This is a genomic window from Streptomyces sp. NBC_01232 (genome assembly GCF_035989885.1).
Lineage (GTDB): Bacteria > Actinomycetota > Actinomycetes > Streptomycetales > Streptomycetaceae > Streptomyces.
Genome location: NZ_CP108518.1, coordinates 373,027 through 392,651, shown reverse-complemented (window position 1 = coordinate 392,651; position 19,625 = coordinate 373,027). Strand labels below are relative to the sequence as shown.

Here is a 19,625-nt window from a genome sequence, read left to right as displayed (position 1 = left end):
GGGCGCACCTCGGCCGGCCCCCCCCGGGCGTGGTCGTGGTCAGTGCAGTCCGCTGTACGCCGCCATGAGGATCTCCGGGCCGCGGTCGTCCTCCTGCCGGTCGCGGTCGATCATCTGGTTCATCACGTAGGCCACGGTCATGCGCGAGCCGGGATCGCTCGCGACCAGCGAGCCGCCCCAGCCGCCCCAGCCGAAGGTGCTGCCGAACCTGCCGAAGCCCACCGTCCAGCACATCGGCGTCCTCAGGATGCGGTCCTCACCGCGGAACACCTCCTGCCAGGCGGGCTCGCACCCCTGGGGCGACAGCAGCCGCACGCCGCCGGCCGTTCCCCGGTTCGCCAGCACCGACTGGACGAGGGCGACGGACCGGGCGTTGCCGAAGCCGTTCACCGCAGGGATCTGAGCGCGGCGCCAGGCCACCGAGTTGGTGTCCCCGACCCGGATCACGGCACCGGTGATCTCCCGGGGCACGCCGTCCGGTCCGGCCGGCGCGCCGGCGGCGTACTCGTCGGTCAGTGACGGCGGCGGAATGAGCGGGGCGACACGGTGGTCGTGCTCGGCGGAGAGCCCGATGTGGAAGTCCGCGTCCAGCGGCCCGGCCACGGTCTCGGCGAAGAACTCGCCGAGGCTCTGGCCGGTGATCCGGCGGACGATCTCACCGATGAGGAACCCGAAGGTGAGCGCGTGATATCCGGCGGCCTTACCCGGTTCCCATTGGGGTGCCTGCGCGGCGAGCCCGGCCGTCACACTGTCCCAGTCGTAGAGGTCCTCGACCGACGTCGGCCCGGGCAGGTCCGGCAGTCCCGCGGTGTGGGACAACACGTGCCGCACCAGCACGTTCTCCTTACCGGCAGCGGCGAATTCGGGCCAGTAGGCGGCGACCGGCGCTGACAGGTCGAGTCGGCCCCGGTCGGCCAGGACGAGCGCACACAGGGCGACCATGTTCTTGGTCGTGGAGTTCACCCCCGTGAGGGTGTCGCGCTCCCAGCCGACAGAGCGTTCCGCATCGGCGTACCCGCCCCAGATGTCGACCACCGGCTCGCCGTCGAGGTAGACGGCGACCGAGGCCCCCACGTCGTCCTTGGCCAGTGAAGCGGCGAGTGCCTCACGGACCGCCGCGAACCGCGGCTCGCACATTCCGTTGATATCGGTCATGGGTGCAAGCCTCGGGCGATGCCGGGGCCTCCTGCCCGACCATTCCCGCGCGGGTTTTGTAGGGCGGGGCCCGACCAGGTGGTTTCTGCTCCGGCTGGGCGGCCCGACGGCCGCGCGCGGTGAACGGCCCGGGCTTAGGCTCGGGTGCCGGCCGCTGCTGCTCCTGTGGCTGGTCGGCACGGTGGGCGTTCCTGCAAGGGGAGGCGCAGGAAGAGGAAGGGCGGATAGGCGTGTTGGAGCGGCTGAATCAGGCGCTGGACCACCTGGAGGGCTGCCTCACCCAGGAGGTCGACATCCCGGAGGTGGCCCGGATCGCCGCGGTGTCGGAGTACCACTTCCGGCGGATGTTCTCCACGCTCGCCGGGATGCCGCTCCCCGTCTACGTGCGGCGCCGGCGCATGACGCTCGCCGGGGCCGACGTGCTGGCCGGGGAGCTGACGCTGCTCGATGTCGCGGTGCGGTACGGGTACGGCTCGGGCGAGGCGTTCGCCCGGGCATTCAGGTCGGTGCACGGCATCGGTCCGGGCGAGGCCCGGCGTACGGGTGCGGTGCTCACCGCACAGCCGCGCATGTCCTTCCGCGTCGTCGTCGAAGGGCGTACGGCCATGCGGTACCGGATCGTGGAGAAGGAGCCGTTCCGTATCGTCGGCAGGAAGGCGCGGGTCCCCCTCGTGCACGAGGGGGTCAACGAAGCAGCCGCGGCGCACCTGGAGAGCCTGGACCGGCAGGCGATCGTCCGGATGAAGGAACTGCCGGCCCAGGAGCCGGAGGGAATCCTGTCAGCAGCGGTCCATCTGACCGACAGCCGGGAGGAGGGCACCGAGGTGGACTACTGGATCGGCGTGGTGACCGGTGCCGGAGCGACCGCCGAGGAACTCGACGCCCTCGACGTACCGGCCGGGACCTGGGCGGTCTTCGACAACCACGGGCCCTACCCGAGCGCCCTCCAGGAGCTGTGGCGAGACGTCTTCACGCAGTGGTTCCCCTCGAACCCGTACACGAGCCGCCCGGGTCCGGAACTCCTGCGGACGCAGCCCGTGGAGCCCGGCACGGAGACGGACTCCCAACTGTGGATCCCGGTCGAGCGGTTCGGCGCGAGCGCCGGGGCGTGAACGCGGGTACGTGAACGCGGGTCCCACAGGGCCGAAGCCATGGGCCGCGGGCGCGATCGGCCGGTCGCGGCCGGCGGTCGACTCAGTGGGCCCAGGGCAGGCGTACGGCCTCGATCTCCGCGTCGCCGAGGAGGGCTTCGACGAGTGGGGTCGGGCCGGCGAGCTTGGTGGCCCACAAGTCGTAGTCCGTGCACAGCACCCAGGACCGGTCGTGGGCCCAGAAGTTGGACGGGGTCCACCCGCCTTCGTCGGGGTGGTCGTACAGGGCCTTGGCGTCCCCGAGCCGGCCCGCCCGGACGTGCAGGTTCTCGAACTCCTCGGCCCCTTGGCCCAGCGGGGTGTAGTAGGCGAGGCAGCGGGTGTCCGCGCCCTGCGGGCTGTGCTCGGTGAGGACCTCGATCAGCCGGTTCCAGTCGGCACGGTCCAGGCTGCCCTCGGACGCACCGGTGATGCCGAGCGGCCAGCCGCCCGGCTCGCGGAGCGAGGGAAACGTCATGTAGCAGGGCAGATGTCCCTCGGGGGCCACGGGATCTCCGGTCCGCCGGGCGAGCTCTGACCAGCGCAGGCGGTGCCAGCGTGGTCCAGGGTGCTCGCCTCTGGACGGGGCGAAGGTGTTCGAGGGATCCGTGAACACCTCCGCGGGGTCGAGGCCCGGGATGATCTCGGGTTCGGTGCTCTTGCGGTTCAGGAAGGCCCGCTGGTACTCGACGTACGACATGGCGAAGGGCCCGAGTTCGTGTTCGTACATGGAGTGGAGCACCCAGGCGGCATCGGGCAGCGCCGGCGGCATGAACCCGGTGAGCCCGTCGTCGTCGGCCAGTTCCCGCAGCCCGTCGGTCTCCGCGGACGAGGCGAGCGGCCAGCAGGCGGTCGCCACGGCCGCTGAGGTCTCGTACATCGGCTCAGGATATGTGCACGGCGTGCGGATCGTTTCGTCGTGGCGCAACTCTCCTGTGCGCATACGGGGATCGCGCTGCATCCTTCGGCCTACTGCGTTTTCGGTCCTGCGGAGGACGATCCTGCGGCTGCGTCGCGAGAGGGTTGATCCGTGAGAACAACCATCGGATACACCGTCGAAAGCATCGGCTACGTCATAGGAGCCCAGGGGCTCATCGGCTTCGCTTCGCAGGTCTTCTTCGGCGCGGAGTGGGGCTGGATCCACAAGGTCGTCGACCTTCCGTCCGCCGCTTACCTCGGCATCGTCGCCGTGGGGCTGGCGCTCGTCCTCGCCGGGGTGAAGACGCGGAAGGCGCCCGAGCGCCAGGAGGTCGCCTGATCGGCGAGCCGGCCCGCCCGACGGACAGTCATGCGTGTTTCGCATGGCTGCCCTGCGAAGCCTGCGCTTGTCGCAGGCCTTGCAGGATCGCAGGATGGGCGGCATGACTTCCACACCGCACACGATCGCCGTCCTTGGCCTGGGGCGCATGGGCGGCGCGATCGCGACCCGGCTGGCCGGCCACGACCTCGACGTCATCGGCTGGACGCGTTCCGGGCGGCCCGCGGGCGCCGTCACGACAAGCAGCGATCCGAACGAGGCCGTGGCGAAGGCCGACCTCGTGCTCCTGGCGCTGTTCGACGGCCCCGCCTGCCGGCACGTTCTCGACGGTGTCCGCGCCTCGCTGCGCCCCGGCACGATCGTGGTGAACACCGGCACGATCGCCCCCGTCGAAGCGGCGACCCTGGCCCGGCGGTTCGGTCCGGCCTACGTCCACGCACCCCTGCTCGGCTCCGTGCCGGCCGCCGGGGCCGGTGCCCTGCAGATCCTCGCCGCCGCCGATCCCGGCACCCTCGACCGTGTCCTGCCGGTACTGGACCTGCTGGGCACCGTGCGCCGTATCGAGAACGCCTCCACCGCCGCCGCGCTCAAACTGATCGCCAACCACAGCCTGGCCGGCGGTCTTCTCGCCCTGCGGGACTCGCTGCGGCAGGCCGACGCCCTCGGCCTGACCCGGGAGCAGGCGCTCGACGTGCTCGAACTCGGCACGCTCGGCCGGCTGGTGGCCCGTAAGCGCTCCTTCCTCGGGCACCGTGCGGCAGCCGCCCCGGCCGAGTTCACGATCGGCGCGCTGGCCAAGGACATGGCCCTGCTCGCCGCCGCGTCCACGAGCCCCCTCCGCAGCGCGGCCGCGTTCACCGACGCCCGCGTCGGCCCCGAGGCCGACATCGCCCTCGCCGCGACGGTCCCCGCCGCGGAGGACGCCGTGCTCGCACCGCTGCGCGCCTACGTCCGTGGGCACGCCACCGGCGACCCCGCCCACTTCCGTGCCGCGTTCCTGCCCACCGCCCACGTCGAGGGGATCCGCGACGGCGCTTTCGTCTCATGGACGCTGGAGGAGTACTGCGCCCTCTTCACCGGCCGGGCCGCCCCGGACGAAGCGGCACGTTCCCGCCGCATCGACGCCCTCGACGTCCACGGCACCGTCGCCACGGCGACGATGACGCTCGCGCACGGAGCGGACACCTTCACCGACGTCTTCCTCCTGACCCGCGTGGACGGCACCTGGCGCATAGCCAACAAGGCCTACCACCGCCGCCCCTGAGCCGGTGCCACCCCTGAGCCGGCGCGACGGCAGGGCCGGGGCCACGGCAGGGCCGCGGCCGACGGCGCCGCTCAAGGCAGCGGGTGCGCTACCGGGCGGCCTGGTCCCCCGGGCCGGTGACCGTCTCCGGGGGCCCGGTCACGTCCCGACCGCTCACAGTCCGACGACCTTGGCGCTCGCCGACAGCTCGTAGACCAGAGTGACCGTCCTGTGGCCGCCCGGGGGGAGCGTGACGTCCCAGCGGGCGATGCCCTCGGCGTCGACGGCGGCCGGCGCCGGCGAGCAGGCCTCCGTGCGCAGGCGCACCTCCACCGCCGAGACCTCGGAGACCGGGATCCGCTCCCGGAGGACGACCACCCGGTCGCCCTCGTCCCCGGGGGCTGAGAACCGGGACAGGTGAAGCCTCACCGTCCGGGTGACCACGGTCCGCTGGGTGAACCCTGCCGTGTCGCGGGACTCCTCGGCGTGGCGGACCACCCTGTGGTCGTCGCAACTGCCGAAGGCGAGCTCGACCCGTGCGCCCGGGGCGACGAAGTCCAGCGTGCCGCGTCCGCCGAATCCGCTGCCGCGGACCAGGTCCACGGGGCCGGCGAGCAGCGCGTGGCCGGACCGGTTGTCGAAGGACACCACCTGGGTGACCAGCGGCGACAGCTCCGGCGAGCACGCGTACTCGCGGTCCGCGGCGGTCGTGAAGGCGGACAGCGGCACCCGGTGGGCGCGGCCGTCCCCGCGCACGGAGACCGGTACGGGGGAGTGCAGCACCCGCGCCTCGCCGCCGTCGTCCACCCCCGGCAGGCCCAGTACGGCGGCCGTCGGGCCGAGATCCGCGATCTCCTCCTCGCGCAGCTCGACATCGACCGTACGGCGCTCCGCCGGGGTGCGGTCGCCCAGCGTGAGGCGGTCCTCGCCCAGCCGCGGTGGATCGGTGGCCAGTGCCGACCGGGCCGTCGACAGGGTCAGCCGTACGTCGGACCAGTCCTCGCCGGTGCGCTGCCAGACCATCGCGTCGGTCTCCAGCGTCAGCGCGTCCCCGTCGAGCACGGCCCGGTAGGCGGGTCGCCACAGTGCACACGGCACGAGGTGGCTCAGGCGCAGGCGGACCGGACCGGAGGCTGTGCTGTCCACGGTCAGCTCGATGTGCCCCACCAGTTCGGCGGGTTCCGACTCGGAGAGGTCCATGGCCCGCCGGGTCTCGCCGAGTTCGAGGGCGAGGGCGGCCAAGCGCGCGTTCACGGTGCGCAGTTCCTCACCGTACGTGTCGCGCTCGCTGTCCACGCGGTCCAGTTCGCGGCCCCACCGCGGGCCGTCGGCCTCCCCGGAACCGGCGCCTTCGCCGATCTCCCGCAGCAGATCCGCGGCGAGGCGGCCGAGGACGTCGAGGCGGACGTGCAGCCGGTCGCGGCGCCGGCCCAGGGCGACCTGCTCCTCCTCGAGGGTGTGCACACGGTGCCGCAGGACGGAGTCGTCGTCGGCGGACGGCCGCGGTCCGCGCGGCTCCCAGCTGCGGACGATCCGTGCGTCGAGCACGGTGGCCGGGTGATCGGCGGTCAGCTCGGCGTGGAGCGTACGGTCGACCGCCAGCGCGCTGACCGGTCCGAGACGCAGCCGCTGGACCCCCGCCCCCAGGTCCAGGACGAGCGCGCGCTCGATGTGGGCGCGGTCCTCCAGACAGGTGACGGCGGTGACGGGAAGGGCGATCGGCTTCGGGGCCGTGGGCATGGTGGTGTCAGCTCCTGCGGTTGCCGCCGACCAGGGCCTTGCCGGCCGGGATGCGGATCTCGTAGCCGCCGTCGAGGGCGGTGGTGGCGCCGGCGGGCAGGTCCACCCGCCAGATGCGGGTGCCGGAGACATGGTGTTCCGGCCCCTCGCCCACCTCGGGGGCCGTCCAGGCTGCGCGTTCCTCGATCCGGACGTCCGGATCGGAGGTGACGGGCACGCGCTCGTGGACCTCCACGGTGACGGGCGCCGCGAGCCGGTTGGCCAGCTCCACGTGGACGTGGTGGTCGAGCACGGTGGTGTTGTTGCGCAGGCCCGAGGTCGACTCGCGCAGGTTCGTACGACGGGTGACCCGGATGCCCTCGGCGGGCCCGAGGCCCACCCGGCGGACCCCGCCGGGTGCGAGCGTGGGCAGGGCGGCCGTCAGCAGGAAGTCGTCGTCGACGGTGACCTCCACCGGGCCGGCCAGCAGTGCCTGACCGGTGGCGTTCGAGAGCACCAGCGTCGCGTACACGGTCTGTTCCACGGACGGCACACAGACGTACTCGGTGCGCAGACCGACCGGGATCTCGCCGACGGTGACGGTGTGCCAGGTGCCGTCCGACGGAATGTCGGCGCGGGCGGCCGCATCGAAACGGTGGTCGAAGGAGCCCGCCGACTCTCGGGGGCGCACGGCGTGCCCGGGCAGGGGCAGTGAGCCCACGGCCTCGGCGCGGCGGCGGTGTTCGGCCGCCGCCGGGTCCACGGGGGAGCCGGGGAACAGGCGGCCCCTGCGACCGCCCGGCTCCTCGGGCCCGGACAGGACGAGGCCGGCGTAGTCGAGCTCGGCGCCGCTCGGCTGCGGCGGTCCGGCGGCCGGTTCCGGTACCGCAGGCGGCGCGGCCCGGCCGGGGGCGGCGGGCGCCTTGGGGGCCGGGGGCCCCGCGGGGGCCCCCGGGCCGCCCCGCTGCCGGGCGGCGGACCGTGGGGGCGCGGGCGGCGCGGGTGCCGGCTGAGGGAAGTCGGGCAGCGCGCCGCCGAACCCCTGCGGGGGCGCGCCGTACGCGCCGCCGGGCACCGGCAGGGCGCCGTAGGCCTGCGGTGCCGGAGCCGCGGAGGGCATCGACGGAGGTGCGAGGGCGGGCGCAGGAGCGGGCGGCGGCGGTGGCGGTACGGGACCGGCTGCCGAGCCGACCCTGAGCCCCGCGGGCACGGCAGTCGGGACCTGGCGGCGGCGGCCGGCCGCCTCGTACCCGGTGAACAGGTCGCCCAGACCCGCCGGTGGCTCGCGCCAGCCGGACGGCGCGGGGGCGGGCTGACGGCGTCCGACGCGCACCGAGCGCAGCTTCGGCAGGTCGGTGCGGCGCCGCAGGTCGGCGGTGGCCAGGGCGATCCGCACGCCGGTCCAGTCCTCACCGGTGCGCTGGGCGACCGAGGCACGCAGCACCAGGCGGCCGTCGCCGTCCCCCTGACGGTGCGTGAGCCGGTAGGCCGGCACCCAGACGGCGCCCGGAACCCCGTACTCCAGCTCCAGTTCGACTTCCCCGTCACCCTCCGCGGCACCGGCGCCGTCCAGCGTCAGGAGGGCGGAGACCGTGGTCTCCACGTGCGCCGACGGCGCGTCGGTGGAGGCGCGGGCGAGCCGGTCGACGGCGATGCCCAGTTCGTGCTCGGCGTCGCGCAGCGCCTCCTCCAGCTCGACGAGGCGGGCGTGCAGTGCCGCCAGCCGGCCGTCGACGAAGTCGGCGAGCTCCAGCCAGGCATCGACCGCGGTGCGGCGGTGCGGGTCCTCTGGGTTGCGGACCGGCGGCACCGGGTGCAGGGCCCTGACCTCCTCGATCAGGCCCAGCTGCCGGTCCCGGCGGCCCTGCGCCGCCGCGTGCGCGTCCCGCAGGCGCAGGGCCTCACGTCGCAGTGCGTCGGGCGAGCCGGTGCCGGGCGTCCCGGCCTCGACCTCCACCCGTGCCTCGGTGACGCGTACCCCGGAGGCGCCGAGCACGGCGGCCCGCAGCGAGCCCGGGTCCAGCGAGCGGGGCAGGCCCGTGACGCGCACCCGCCCGTCCGGCGGCACAATGCCCCTGACCAGACGGCGGCAGAGGGCGCCCTGCGCGTACACCACGACCGAATCGAGGGTCGAGTTCCACCTCTGTGCCGGATCCACCGTCATGTACTCCGCCCCCTGCTGAGTTCGTTCCGGTCGAAGCCTACGCCCGAGCGGCGTGCGCGAGGTGTCGAGGCCGGATGTCAGTGGCCTGTCGTACGGTCAGGGGCGTGAGCACGTCCGACGAAGCCCGTGAAATCGCCCTCGCCCTCCCGGAGACGACCGAGAAGGAAGCCTGGGCCATGCCCACCTTCCGGGTCGCCGGGAAGATGTTCCTGACCCTGCCCGACGACGAGACCTCGTTGGCCGTCCGCTGCCCGAAGGAGGAGCGCGACGAGCTGGTCCGGGCCGAGCCCGGGAAGTTCTGGGTCGCGGACCACGAGGCGTCGTTCGCCTGGGTGCGGGCGCGCCTGGCGGCGCTCGACGACATCGACGAGCTCCGTGCGATCGTCGTCGACTCCTGGCGCCAGGCCGCTCCGCCCCGGCTGCTCCAGGTCCACCCCGAGCTCGCGTCGCCGGACCTGCCCGCGGGCCCGGGGTGACGCCGCGGCCGGCCTCGCGTCGGCCTCCTGCGGCCTTGCGTCGGCCTCTGGCGGCTCTCGAGGGCTCTCGCGGCTCGCGACGACACAAGACGCTCCGTCGGCTCCCCGTGGGCCCCACCGGCGTCCGTCGGCTCCCCGTGGGCCCCACCGGCGTCCGTCGGCTCCCAGCGGATGCCGTGGGCTCGCCGGGACGGGCGGGAACCGACGCGGGGGAGGGTATGGGGGGACGATGGTGACGTGCGAAAGGTTCCGCGGCGCGATCAGAAGGCCGACCGGCGAGCGCTGAGAGAGACACTGGTCGGGGGCTGCGCAGACGCGGGAGCGTCCATCGGCATGCTCTACCTGCCGGACCCCGACCCCGTCCGCCGCGTGCTGCACCTGGCCCTGACCTCAGGACTCTCCCGCGAGTTCGCCGCGCCCTGGTCCCGTGTCGGCCTGGACGACCCCATCCCGGTGGCAGACGCCGTCCGCGACGGCCGGCTGGTCTGGCTCGGTGGCCAGGAGGACACGGCCCGCCACTACCCGCGCCTGGGCCTCGTCCTCCCGTACGACTTCGCGCTCGCCGCGGTACCGCTGAGCGCGGATTCCGGCGACAGGGCCCCGGAGCCGACGGGGGCCGGGCTGGTGTTCCTGTGGCCGGGCTCGCACGGACCCGACCTCGACCACCGGGAGCGCCGGGCCCTGGAATCGGCCCGCAGCCAGCTCACGCGCATCCTGCTCCGGGCCGCCGGCGAAGGCCTGCCGCTGCGGCCGGCGCCGCATCCGGTCGTCCTGCGACCGCTCCCGCCCCCCACACCCGGCCCGGCCGAGGCCGCGGCCACCAAGGCCTTCGTCCGGCGCCTCCCCGGCGGCAACTGCGCACTCGACCTGAACGGCACCATCACCTTCATCACCCCCGAGGCGGCCGACCTGCTCGGTGCGCCCGTATCCAGCCTGCTCGGAGCCCTGCCGTGGGAGGCCCTTCCCTGGATGGACACCCCCACCATCGAGAACCACTACCGGGCCGCGGCGATGAGCCGGCTGCCGCGGAGTTTCACCGCAGGACGCCCCACCGGGCAGCAGCTGTGCTTCGACCTCTACCCGGACAACACGGGAATCAGTGTCCGCATCACCACGGGGAGTGACCGGGCCGGCCCGCCGGAGTTCTTCCCCGATGCGGCTCCCGAGGACACCGCGCCCAGCCGGGCCACCGCGCTCTACCCGCTCATGCTGCTGGCCGCCACCCTCACCGAGGCCGCCCACGCGCAGGACGTCGTGGAGAAGGCCGCGGACCAGATCGTGCCGTCGCTGGGAGCGCACGCCCTGGCCCTCCTGGCCGAGCAGGACGGGCGGGTGCGGATCGTCGGACACCGCGGGTACTCCGCCGCACACCTGGCGGCCCTGGACGGAACCCCCGTCTCGGCCGACACCGCCATCACCAAGATCCTGCGCACCGCCACCCCCCTGTTCTTCGGCGAGGTGAGCGAGCTCCTGGCCGCCCACCCGGACGCGGCCATCGAGGAGGGCATGGCGGCCTGGGCCTTCCTGCCCCTGATCGCGTCCAAGCGGCCCATCGGCTCCCTCGTCCTCGCCTACGGCCACCCCCGCACCTTCGCCCCCGGTGAGCGCGCCGTCCTGACCTCGATCGCCGGTCTCATCGCGCAGGCGCTGGACCGGGCCCGCCTCTACGACGCCACCCACCAGCTCGCCCGCAGTCTGCAGACCGGCCTCCTGCCCCACACCCTGCCCCGCGTCCCCCGCCTCGAAGTGGCCGCCCGCTACCTGCCGGCCGCGTACGGCCTCGACATCGGCGGCGACTTCTACGACCTCATCCGCATCGACGACACCACCGTCGCGGCGGCCATCGGCGACGTACAGGGCCACAACGTGAACGCCGCCGCTCTCATGGGCCAGGTCCGCACCGCCGTCCACGCCGGTGCCGGCGCACCCCCGGAACAGGTCCTCTCGCGTACCAACCGGCTCGTGACCGACCTGGAACAGGGACTGTTCACCAGCTGCCTGTACATCCACATCGACCTCGCCGGCCGCACCGCCCGCCTGGCCTCCGCCGGCCACCCGCCGCCCCTGCTGCGCCACCCCGGCGGGACGGCCGGAATGCTGGACCTGCCCGCCGGCCTGCTCCTCGGCATCGACCCCGAGGCCTCGTACACCGCCGTCGAGATCCCCTTCGGCCCCGGCGACCTCCTCGCCCTCTACACCGACGGGCTCGTCGAAGCTCCGGGCCGGGACATCGAGGAGGCCATCGGGGCGGTCGCGGCCCTCGTCACCGACGCCCCCGGGAGCCGCCCGCTCGCCGAGCTGGCGGACGAACTCATCGAGCACGCCCACCGCGACGCTCCCCGCACCGATGACATCGCCCTCCTGCTGCTGCGCACCGACGGGCCCGACGCCGCCTCGGATCCGCCGGGTCCTCACGCTCGCTGACCCGCTTCGGGTCCCGTCCGCGCTGCCTTCGGCGCTCCGTGTTCCGCGCCCGGACGGACCAGCATCTTGCCGGTGTCGGCGCCGCTGAGCACCCCGAGGAGGGCCTCGGCCGCGCGCTCGATCCCGTCGGTGACGGTCTCCTCCGTACGAAGGGTGCCGTCGGCGAGCCGGGCGGCCGCCGTGCCGATCCACTCCGGGAACAGGTCGAAGTGGCTGGAGACCAGCATGCCGCGCAGGGTCACCTCGCGGGCCGCGGCCCGGAAGAGGTTGTCGGGCCCCGGGGCGGGCCGCGTGGCGTTGTAGCCGCTGATCGCACCGACCATCGCGATCCGCCCGCCGGGGCGGATCGCTCCGATGGCGGCCCGGTGGTCGCCGCCGACGGCGTCGAGGTAGACGTCGATGCCCTCGGGGGCGGCCTGGGCGAGCTGACCCGGCAGATCGCCCAGGCGGTGGTCGACGGCCGCGTCGTAGCCGAACACGTCCAGCAGCTTCTTCGTCTTGTGGGAGCCGCCGGCCGAGCCGACGACCCGCGACGCGCCCAACTGCCGTGCCAACCGACCGGCGATGCGCCTCGCCGTCCGACTGCCTCGGCATGCTGGGCACCACGGTCCTGACCGCGTACGCAGCGCTCACCCGTACCGCGCCGGTCAGGGAGGGCGACGTCGTCTTCGTCTCCGCCGCGGCCGGGGCGGTGGGCGGCGGAGGCCCGCCTCCGCGAGGCGCTGGGGGAGGAGGCCTTCGCGGCCGCCTTCGCCCACGGCCGCGCCCTGCCACCACAAGCCCAGGTCGCCCTGATCGAACGCGCCGGGCCCGCCAGCGCCACCGGCCCCACGGACCCGGCCGCTGCGCCGCTGCGCCGCGGCGGTCACCGTAGGCGCGGGGCCGGACGGGGCCGGCCGTGGAGCTCCCACGTCGGAACCGGGTCGGAGCCGGGGCAGAGCCGGGTCGGAGCCGGGCGGCCACCCGGGTCGGGACCCGGGTGGTATTTCCGGCCAAATCTTGGCATGGCCCTGACAGGCTCCTGACACTTCATGACGCCTGTGGGACTCTCCCGGCACGCACTCCGCACACTCTGTGAGGCCCAGCGCCTCGCCCACCCCCACCAGTACGTGGCATGGAGGAGCGAACCATGAAGCACGTCACGCCCCACATCCGCAGCGCCCGCACCACCCGTATCTCACGCCTCGCCGGCATCGCGACGCTCGTCGTCGCGGCGGCCTTCACCGGTACCGGCACTGCCCTCGCGCAGGGATCCGGTGCCTCGGCCGCCGACCAGAAGGTCGACGGCGTGATGGTGGTCGCCGGCAACAGCTGCAGCTGGACCAATGCGAGCACCAGCGCCCTTCCCCCGAACGCTCTCACGGTCGACCGCACCACGATCAACGCCCCGGGTGGCAATCTGGCCTGCGGCGGCGGCATCAGCGCCTCCCTCAACAACAACCCCGCCTTCACGTTCGACGACGCCGCGGGCACGGCGCGGACCGATCTGATCGACATCACCGGCCGGCAGAGCTTCATCTCCTGCCGGTACAAGGCGACGGGCATCGTGTGGGACCGCGACGCGACGAGCCTGAAGTACGTCAACCGGGCCTTCACGGCCGCCAAGGCCTCGGGCAGCTTCCTGTGTCCGGGATCGGTCACCACCCCGGCCGGGGACGCGTCCATGCTGTTCCACTGATCCGGAGACCGGCTCCGGAGGGGGCCGGTCCCCACCCATGAGGCGGCCGTCGCGCTCAGGCGGGCGGTGCGGACGGCTCCGGTCGCCGGACGCACCGCCCTTCCCGCGAGGCGCACCCGTACCCCCGTGCCCCCGTGCCCTCCTCGGTCTGTGAACCCCGGCCGTCCGGTGGGGCCGAGAGCGGTTCAGATCGGCTCGGTGCGTGCTCCGGCCAGGGAGTTGAGCAGGGCGGCAGCCCGTTCGGCGCCGTCCACACTTACCGCGAAGTCCTTGCCCCCGGCCCGGACGACCAGGCATTCGCCGCTCCGCAGCATCAAGGTCGTGCCGAGCCTGCTCAGCCGGTAGCCCCAACTCCCGACCTGCGCCGGTGTCCGGATCTCGGCCCGGGCCCACTCGATGTCCGCCGCGTCCCAGCGCCGCACCGGCCACCCGAGGGGCCCGAACGCCACGTCCAGACCGTGCTCGGCGACCCGTACGCGTACGGAGGAGCAGGCCAGCACCGTCAACGAGACGAACGCGAACGGCAGGATCAGCAGCCACATCGGCTCCGTCAGGCCGCCGAGCCCGACGAGCAGGGCAGCCAGCGCGACCACCCCGGCGACGGCCGAGAGCAGGAACAGCCACCGGTTCTCGGTGTATGCGAGCCACATGCGCCGCTCGTCGGCAGGTATGTCCATCCGCGGGTCCTGCCCGTGCGCGGCGGGGAAGGCCGGCTGGCCGTGCATCAGCATCCCCGTCGGCCCGGCCGCGAACGCCGCCACGACCGTCACCACGGCGCCGACGGTGACGGAGTCCGCGTCCCGCCAGTCGGCGTGGGAGAGGTTCGCCCGCACGATCGTGGCCTGCTCCCCGGCGAGCAGCACCCCGCACGAGAGCAGCACCGCTGCGCGCCACCGGCGCGCCGCCCGCCGGAACACGGCGCCGACGACGAGCGCGGTCCAGGCCGAGACCGGCAGCAGCACGACGGCCCGGAGCGGAAGGGAGCCGTCGGGGTCCCCGGAGGCATTCCAGTGCGTCGCCAGCAGGTCCCCGAACCCCCTGCGCATCGCCAGAGGCATGGCCACGAGCAGCGCCAGGATCCCGGCGGCCCAGGCGGCCATCCCCCACGCGGCCCCGCGCTTCGAGCCGGTTAAGCCTGCGCGGTCCTTCATTGCGCCTCCTCGATCATTCCCAAGAGAGCGGCCCTGCCGTACCCCAGGCGTGCCCCGTCGGCCACGGTGCCCCGCGGCCACGCCCACACGATGTCAATACGCCAGCAGCATCCGCTTCATTCGGCTCGCTTCCGAACCGGCCGTGAAAAACGGCTCCCACGGTCGAACCGGATCGCAAGGTCCCTCGTGTGAGGGGCATGAACACGCCTTCCACAGGCCTCCGCGCGAGAGCCTCCGAGCACGCACTCCTGCCGCTGCGCCTCTTCCTCGGCGTCACGTTCGTCTACGCGGGTCTGGACAAACTGACCGATCCGGCGTTCCTGTCCGCCACAGGAGACGGCTCCATCGGGCAGCAGATGGAGGCGGTGCGGGACGCAGCTGCCGTTCCCGGGATGATCGACTTCGCGCTGACCCGCCCGGTCGGCTTCGCCATGGCGATCGCCGCCGGGGAACTGGCCGTCGGGCTGGGCGCCCTGGTCGGTCTGCTGACCCGCACCGCGGCCCTCGGCGGCGCACTGATCTCGCTCAGCCTGTGGCTGACGATGAGCTGGTCCACCACCCCGTACTACTTCGGCGCGGACCTGATCTACCTGCTGGCCTGGACCCCGCTGCTCCTCGCCGGCGCGCCCGCGCTGTCCCTCGACGCGCTGCTCCACCGGCGGCGCCGCGCCACTGCGCCGGTGCGCACCGATACCGGTCCGCGTCTGACCCCCGTCGCTTCCCCCGAGGGCGGCCGACGGGGCCGGCCCCGGGCCCGGGCCCGGGCCCGCGTCAGTCCGTGACCCGCTCCAGCGGGCGGACCGTCACCGCGACGCCCTCCTCCTTGCCGACGGCCCTGCGGATCTCCGCATCCACCGGGAGCTCGTGGCGGCCGTCGCCCAGCGCCACGAGGACGCACGACGGCGCCCCCGCCCCGGTCTGACCGGAGAGGGGGCGCCTGGGTATCGGCGAACGGGATCGGCGAACGGCTCAGAGAGCGCTCTTCGACGCGCTGACGACGACGCATTCCTTGTACTCGCTGCCGTTGCCCTTGCCCGTGTACGGCGTGGTGGCCTCGGCCTGCTGCGACGCACCCGCCTTGACGGTGAGGCCGGTGACCTTGGCTTGGGCGGAGCTCGCGGCCGAGGCGGCGTCCCCGCGGAACTTCATGGTGATGTTGTAGGTGTAGTCCACGGAGCCGGTGTTGGTGACGGTGATCTTGGCCACGAGGTTCTTGCCCGAGGGGTCCATCTTGCAGGCGTCGATCTTGATGTCGCGCTCGGCCTTGTTGTTGCTGGACCCGCCGGTGACGGACGTTCCGCCCGAAGTGCTGGTGCTGCCGCTGGTGCTGTCACTGTCGTGGTTGCTGCCACCGGTGGTGCTCCCGCTGGAACTGCTGGACCCGCTGGAGCCCGAGCCGGAACTGCTGCCGCCGCAGCTGCCGCCGTGGGAGCCACGGGCTCCGGTGAGTGCGAAGATTGCGATACCGAAGACGGCGACCGCGCGGACATGGCGAAGCTTCACGTCAACCCCGTTGGAATGTCAGTATGTGAGAAGCCCAACTTGATGGGCTCATGACACCCTAACAGCGGTTGGGCGGCCCTCGGTCCACCACGCGCCGCGGGTCGCGTGCGTCGTACCGAACGGCCCGGCGCACGCGACATGCGCTGCGGTTACTTGGGTGTGAGCCAGATCTGACGCTTGTTCGTGTTGGCCGTGTAGAGCTGCACGGCCGTGCCGTTGGCGGTCGCACCGCCGGTCACGTCAAGGACCTTGCCCGAAGTCACGTGCACGATCTGCCCCTTGGCATTCACGGACCAACGCCGGGCCGCGGACCCGTTGCAGTCGTACAGGGTGATCCGGTTACCGTGGGTGCCGGCATTGCGCGCGTTGTCCAGGCACTTGCCGAGTGCGCGGAACGTGCCGTCCTTGCCGAGGATCCACGACTGGGCCGCGGAGCCGTTGCACGCGTAGAGCTGGATCTGCGTACCGTTGGCCGCCTTTCCGCCCTTCACGTCAAGGCACTTGGCTCCGATGCCGCTCACCCTGCCCTGCGGGGAGAGCGCTGCCCCGGCGCCGACGGCGAGGCGGCGCAGCCCCTGGACGTCGAACTGCTGGACGTAGGTGCCCGCGCGCCTGTCCTGGTAGGCGTGCGTGGGCGAGCACATGACCGGGAACTGGCCGGAGTCCGTCCCCTTGACGCAGTCGCTCTTGGCCAGGCTGCGGTTGGCGTGCGTCAGGCCCAGTGTGTGCCCGAGCTCGTGGCTGACGTGGTTGCGCATGTGCGTCTCGCCCGTGGCGGCCGTCGGTTTGCCGGCCGAGGTGAAGAACTCGTCGTCCATGCAGGCGTTTCCGCTGGTCACGGTGGCGGGTACGGAGGAGCTGGTGAAGCCGCAGCTGAGGTTCGCGCTGCCCGACCCGTCGCGGACCACCTTCCAGCCCGAGTTGCCCATGCTGCCGCCCTCGGCCGGCGGGACGCACGGGCGGTGCAGGACCCCGATGATCACTTCGCCCTTGGGTCTGACGTAGTCCCAGCCGACCGGCTTCGGATCGACGGTCACCGGCAGGTTGGTGATGCGCCTCAGGTCGGCGGCGGAGGCCTGCACGTACGGGGCCAGCCAGTCCGCGGACTTCTGGTCGTAGAACTTGATCGTGTAGCCGGTCTGCAGTTCTCGAAGACGGTCCCGTCACTGCTGTACGTGGCGGAGTCCTCCGCGTGCACGTCGGGCGCCCCGTCGGCCGGCTCCGACGGGATCGGTCCGTAACTGCCCTCCTCCGATGCGGTGCTTCCGGTGTTCCCGGTGTTCCCGGTGTTCCCGGTGCTCCCGGAGTCCTCCGTGCCGAAGGCGTTCGAAGTCAGCTGGAGACCCCCCACGATCGCCACCGCGACCGCCGCGGCAACGATGGACTTCCGGTGCTTGCCTGTCCATCGCAAGTGTTCGCTGCCCTCTCATCAAGAATCGCCTCCCGCCGGCCCTGCGACGGCAGGGGGCGGGAATCGAACGAATAATAGGGCGGTGCGTCAAAGGCGCAGGCGTGCAACCGAGTTGGCCCCTCGGCGACAGGTCAATCCGGCGTCGGCGTCAGGCCGAAACGGCTGGCCCGCATCTACCGCTTCGCCGCCACCGCGTTCGCGATCAACCCCGCAGGGTCGGTCGACCGGGGCGACCTCGCCGGTGGCGCAGGCTGCTTCGACCAGGCCCACATCGGCCCCGGGTTCCGGACGTTCACCGGGCTTGCGGCCGACCTCGTACGTCGAAGTACGGCGGCGGTTCCTGCGCGGACATCCGGGCCACGTGCCGGACAGTTCGCCGCATCCGGCCGAGTGATTCCTTACAAGAGCGACAGCTCACGGCGCGCTAATTTGGGGGCACCCCAAAGCAGAGGAGAGCCCCGTGGGCCAGGTGGTCATGTACAGCACGGTGTCGGTGGACGGCTTCGTCGCGGACGAGAATGACCAGCCCGGACCGCTGTTCGACTGGTTGACCAGCGGTGACGTCCCCTTGGACGAGAGCGGCGTGCTGAAGGTGTCGCAGACGTCCTACGACTACACCCGGCCGTACTGGGATCGGATCGGGGCGACAGTCGTCGGCCGCCACGTCTTCGACATCACGGACGGATGGGACGGGAAGCCTCCGGGCGGGATCGACCACGTGGTCGTCGTGACGCACCGGCCGGCGCCCGAGGGCTGGGATCCGGAGGCGCCGTTTCACTTCGTCGACGGCATCGAGGCAGCCGTGGCCAAGGCCCAGGAGCTTGCGGGTGACCGCCTGGTCGAGGTCGCCGCCGGCGACGTCGGTGGCCAGGTGCTCGCCGCGGGCCTGATCGACGAGGTGCGCATGGACGTCGCACCCGTCGTGTTCGGGTCGGGCAAGCGATACTTCGGGTCGGTCCACGCGCAGCACCTGTTGGAGGATCCTGACGTGGTGATTCAGGGCGACCGGGTGCTTCACCTGCGCTATCGGGTGCGCCGTTGACCCCTATGAGCGGGTAGGCGACGAAGGCCGCGTGAGCGCATCGCTGTCCCCGGTCGGGCGGCCGACGCCGGTCCGCGCCCTCACTGGTTGCCGGTTGCCGTCGTATATCGGCAGCCCTCGAACGGACTTGGCCTGAGCGTGCCCCGGGACTTCGGGTCCGGTCAACGCGCCGAGGCCGCCCTCCCACCAGAGGTCCTGATCGTGCGAGGGTGATGTGGGGCGGCAGCACCGAGCGGCCCCGCGCACTCCCTCAACCGCCGCGGCGGGCGTTTGGCGGCTCGGCCGTACCCGCCGCTTCACCCTGCCCACCCACGCCTGCCTCGAAGACGCCGTCAGCCGTCAACCGCGCGTACCTGGCTGCGCGAGTCGTACCGGAACCCCGTCCTGCGGAGCCACGACGGTGAAGAGCGCCCCCTCCGGATCGGCGAGGACGACCCAGCGGTTCATCCGGGACGTCTGCACGGGAGAGGCGACCCTGCCGCCCAGCCGGGTCGCGGCGTCGGCCACCGCCTCCAGGTCCGGCACGCGGAAGTGGACGTGCCACCGGGGGCGCACCTCGGGATCCGGCGCCTCCTCGAGCGCGCCACCGCTGATGCGGGCCACGGTGTCGTGTCCGTGACGCAGGACGACGTGGGCGTGCTCGTAGGAGACCGCGCAGCAGCCGGGACGCGATCCGGCCCACTCGAGGACCTCCCCGTAGAAGATGGCCGCCGCGAAGGCGTCCCGGGTCCGCAGCTCCAGCCACGCCGGCGCGCTGCCCCGGCCGACCGACCAGTCGGGCACGACCTCCCCCTGCCAGAACCCGAAGACGGCCCCGGCGGGATCCGCCGCCAGGGCGATGCGGCCGGTGCCGAAGGCCAGCGGACCGACCGCCATGGTGGCGCCGCGTTCGACGACCCGGGCGGCGGTCACGTCGGCGTCCTCGACGGCGAAGTACGGCGTCCACACCACCGGCGCGCCGGGACTCCCGCCGAGTGAGCCGATGCCCGCCACGGGGGCGCCGTCGCGGAACGCGACCGTGAGGCCGGCTTCGAGGTGGGTGGCGCGGAAGTCCCAGCCGAGTACGCCGGCGTAGAACCGCCGTGTGGATTCGAGGTTCCGGGCCAGCAGGCTCACCCAGCACGGGGCACCGAAGATCTCGTGGCTCGAAGTCGACACAGCTGTCAGCCTCATCTGCCGTTCTGGGGGGACCGGACCCCTCCACCGTAGACCTGGGGGCGGCGCCGGGCCGCGAGGCTGTGCCCGGCGACCGGCTGGATTCGGCCCCGTCG

General features: G+C 73.0%; 17 protein-coding genes and 2 pseudogenes. 9 read left to right on the top strand and 10 right to left on the bottom strand.

All coding sequences use genetic code 11. The annotated features are described in order from the left end of the window. Positions 1-39: 39 nt before the first annotated feature. Positions 40-1,155: a serine hydrolase domain-containing protein gene (locus tag OG444_RS01975; RefSeq protein ID WP_327260400.1), complete on the bottom strand. Its 1,116-nt coding sequence runs from the start codon at positions 1,153-1,155 to the stop codon at positions 40-42. A gap of 230 nt (positions 1,156-1,385) precedes the next feature. Between OG444_RS01975 and OG444_RS01970 the strand changes: the two genes are divergently transcribed. Further along, complete coding sequence (locus tag OG444_RS01970) at positions 1,386-2,267, top strand: AraC family transcriptional regulator (RefSeq protein ID WP_327260399.1); 882 nt, start codon at positions 1,386-1,388, stop codon at positions 2,265-2,267. Positions 2,268-2,349: 82 nt separating this feature from the next. Here OG444_RS01970 and OG444_RS01965 read toward each other — a convergent pair whose 3' ends face one another. Next, a complete protein-coding gene (locus OG444_RS01965) occupies positions 2,350-3,165 on the bottom strand; it encodes a hypothetical protein (RefSeq protein WP_327260398.1) in 816 nt (271 codons plus the stop codon). A 150-nt stretch (positions 3,166-3,315) separates the two neighbouring features. Between OG444_RS01965 and OG444_RS01960 the strand changes: the two genes are divergently transcribed. Both OG444_RS01960 and OG444_RS01955 read left to right on the top strand, forming a co-directional pair. Continuing rightward, positions 3,316-3,543 (top strand): hypothetical protein, encoded by a 228-nt coding sequence (locus OG444_RS01960; protein WP_327260397.1) that lies wholly within the window; start codon positions 3,316-3,318, stop codon positions 3,541-3,543. 94 nt (positions 3,544-3,637) lie between these two features. Further along, positions 3,638-4,807 carry a nuclear transport factor 2 family protein gene (locus OG444_RS01955; protein WP_327260396.1) on the top strand — a complete coding sequence of 390 codons (1,170 nt, stop codon included), beginning with the start codon at positions 3,638-3,640 and terminating at the stop codon, positions 4,805-4,807. A gap of 153 nt (positions 4,808-4,960) precedes the next feature. Here OG444_RS01955 and OG444_RS01950 read toward each other — a convergent pair whose 3' ends face one another. Together OG444_RS01950 and OG444_RS01945 are read right to left on the bottom strand one after the other, a co-directional pair. Continuing rightward, on the bottom strand, positions 4,961-6,526 hold the full coding sequence (locus OG444_RS01950) for a mucoidy inhibitor MuiA family protein (protein WP_327260395.1): 1,566 nt from the start codon (positions 6,524-6,526) through the stop codon (positions 4,961-4,963). Positions 6,527-6,533: 7 nt separating this feature from the next. Beyond that, positions 6,534-8,669: a DUF4139 domain-containing protein gene (locus OG444_RS01945; RefSeq protein WP_327260394.1), complete on the bottom strand. Its 2,136-nt coding sequence runs from the start codon at positions 8,667-8,669 to the stop codon at positions 6,534-6,536. A 74-nt stretch (positions 8,670-8,743) separates the two neighbouring features. On the opposite strand from OG444_RS01945, the gene OG444_RS01940 reads away from it, so the two are divergent. Further along, entirely contained in the window at positions 8,744-9,145 is a 402-nt protein-coding gene (locus tag OG444_RS01940; RefSeq protein ID WP_327260393.1) for an MmcQ/YjbR family DNA-binding protein, read from the top strand. A 333-nt stretch (positions 9,146-9,478) separates the two neighbouring features. Continuing rightward, positions 9,479-11,569, top strand: a complete 2,091-nt coding sequence (locus tag OG444_RS01935; RefSeq protein ID WP_327260392.1) for a SpoIIE family protein phosphatase — start codon at positions 9,479-9,481, stop codon at positions 11,567-11,569. Here OG444_RS01935 and OG444_RS01930 read toward each other — a convergent pair. Next, entirely contained in the window at positions 11,557-12,123 is a 567-nt protein-coding gene (locus OG444_RS01930) for a zinc-binding dehydrogenase (protein ID WP_327260391.1), read from the bottom strand. The genes OG444_RS01935 and OG444_RS01930 overlap by 13 nt on opposite strands. 23 nt (positions 12,124-12,146) lie before the next feature. Between OG444_RS01930 and OG444_RS01925 the strand changes: the two are divergent. Together OG444_RS01925 and OG444_RS01920 are read left to right on the top strand one after the other, a co-directional pair. Beyond that, a pseudogene (locus tag OG444_RS01925) lies at positions 12,147-12,269 on the top strand (NADP-dependent oxidoreductase); the annotation flags it as partial. A gap of 429 nt (positions 12,270-12,698) precedes the next feature. Further along, entirely contained in the window at positions 12,699-13,247 is a 549-nt protein-coding gene (locus OG444_RS01920; RefSeq protein ID WP_327260390.1) for a hypothetical protein, read from the top strand. Positions 13,248-13,432: 185 nt separating this feature from the next. On the opposite strand, the gene OG444_RS01915 is transcribed toward OG444_RS01920, so the two are convergent. After that, entirely contained in the window at positions 13,433-14,398 is a 966-nt protein-coding gene (locus OG444_RS01915) for a DUF1648 domain-containing protein (RefSeq protein WP_327260389.1), read from the bottom strand. Between the two features lie 197 nt (positions 14,399-14,595). Here OG444_RS01915 and OG444_RS01910 point away from each other — a divergent pair. Further along, positions 14,596-15,066: pseudogene (locus tag OG444_RS01910) on the top strand (DoxX family protein); the annotation flags it as partial. A 103-nt stretch (positions 15,067-15,169) separates the two neighbouring features. Here OG444_RS01910 and OG444_RS01905 read toward each other — a convergent pair. From OG444_RS01905 to OG444_RS01895, 3 genes are all read right to left on the bottom strand, one after another. Further along, on the bottom strand, positions 15,170-15,343 hold the full coding sequence (locus OG444_RS01905) for a DUF1905 domain-containing protein (protein ID WP_327266631.1): 174 nt from the start codon (positions 15,341-15,343) through the stop codon (positions 15,170-15,172). Positions 15,344-15,367: 24 nt separating this feature from the next. Next, positions 15,368-15,901 carry a hypothetical protein gene (locus OG444_RS01900; protein WP_327260388.1) on the bottom strand — a complete coding sequence of 178 codons (534 nt, stop codon included), beginning with the start codon at positions 15,899-15,901 and terminating at the stop codon, positions 15,368-15,370. Positions 15,902-16,050: 149 nt separating this feature from the next. Beyond that, on the bottom strand, positions 16,051-16,983 hold the full coding sequence (locus tag OG444_RS01895; RefSeq protein ID WP_327260387.1) for a ricin-type beta-trefoil lectin domain protein: 933 nt from the start codon (positions 16,981-16,983) through the stop codon (positions 16,051-16,053). A 789-nt stretch (positions 16,984-17,772) separates the two neighbouring features. Between OG444_RS01895 and OG444_RS01890 the strand changes: the two genes are divergently transcribed. Continuing rightward, the gene (locus OG444_RS01890; RefSeq protein WP_327260386.1) at positions 17,773-18,354 is read left to right on the top strand and encodes a dihydrofolate reductase family protein; all 582 of its coding nucleotides are present in this window, start codon (positions 17,773-17,775) and stop codon (positions 18,352-18,354) included. A 339-nt stretch (positions 18,355-18,693) separates the two neighbouring features. Here OG444_RS01890 and OG444_RS01885 read toward each other — a convergent pair whose 3' ends face one another. Next, a complete protein-coding gene (locus OG444_RS01885) occupies positions 18,694-19,512 on the bottom strand; it encodes a VOC family protein (RefSeq protein ID WP_327260385.1) in 819 nt (272 codons plus the stop codon). Positions 19,513-19,625 lie beyond the last annotated feature (113 nt).

Bases quoted from the DNA above. Each gene is read 5' to 3' on its own strand.
- OG444_RS01965 (WP_327260398.1), bottom strand. From the start codon at position 3,165: ATGTACGAGACCTCAGCGGCCGTGGCGACCGCCTGCTGGCCGCTCGCC.
- OG444_RS01940 (WP_327260393.1), top strand. From the start codon at position 8,744: ATGTCAGTGGCCTGTCGTACGGTCAGGGGCGTGAGCACGTCCGACGAA.
- OG444_RS01935 (WP_327260392.1), top strand. From the start codon at position 9,479: ATGCTCTACCTGCCGGACCCCGACCCCGTCCGCCGCGTGCTGCACCTG.
- OG444_RS01975 (WP_327260400.1), bottom strand. From the start codon at position 1,155: ATGACCGATATCAACGGAATGTGCGAGCCGCGGTTCGCGGCGGTCCGT.
- OG444_RS01920 (WP_327260390.1), top strand. From the start codon at position 12,699: ATGAAGCACGTCACGCCCCACATCCGCAGCGCCCGCACCACCCGTATC.
- OG444_RS01950 (WP_327260395.1), bottom strand. From the start codon at position 6,526: ATGCCCACGGCCCCGAAGCCGATCGCCCTTCCCGTCACCGCCGTCACC.
- OG444_RS01955 (WP_327260396.1), top strand. From the start codon at position 3,638: ATGGGCGGCATGACTTCCACACCGCACACGATCGCCGTCCTTGGCCTG.
- OG444_RS01915 (WP_327260389.1), bottom strand. From the start codon at position 14,398: ATGAAGGACCGCGCAGGCTTAACCGGCTCGAAGCGCGGGGCCGCGTGG.
- OG444_RS01945 (WP_327260394.1), bottom strand. From the start codon at position 8,669: ATGACGGTGGATCCGGCACAGAGGTGGAACTCGACCCTCGATTCGGTC.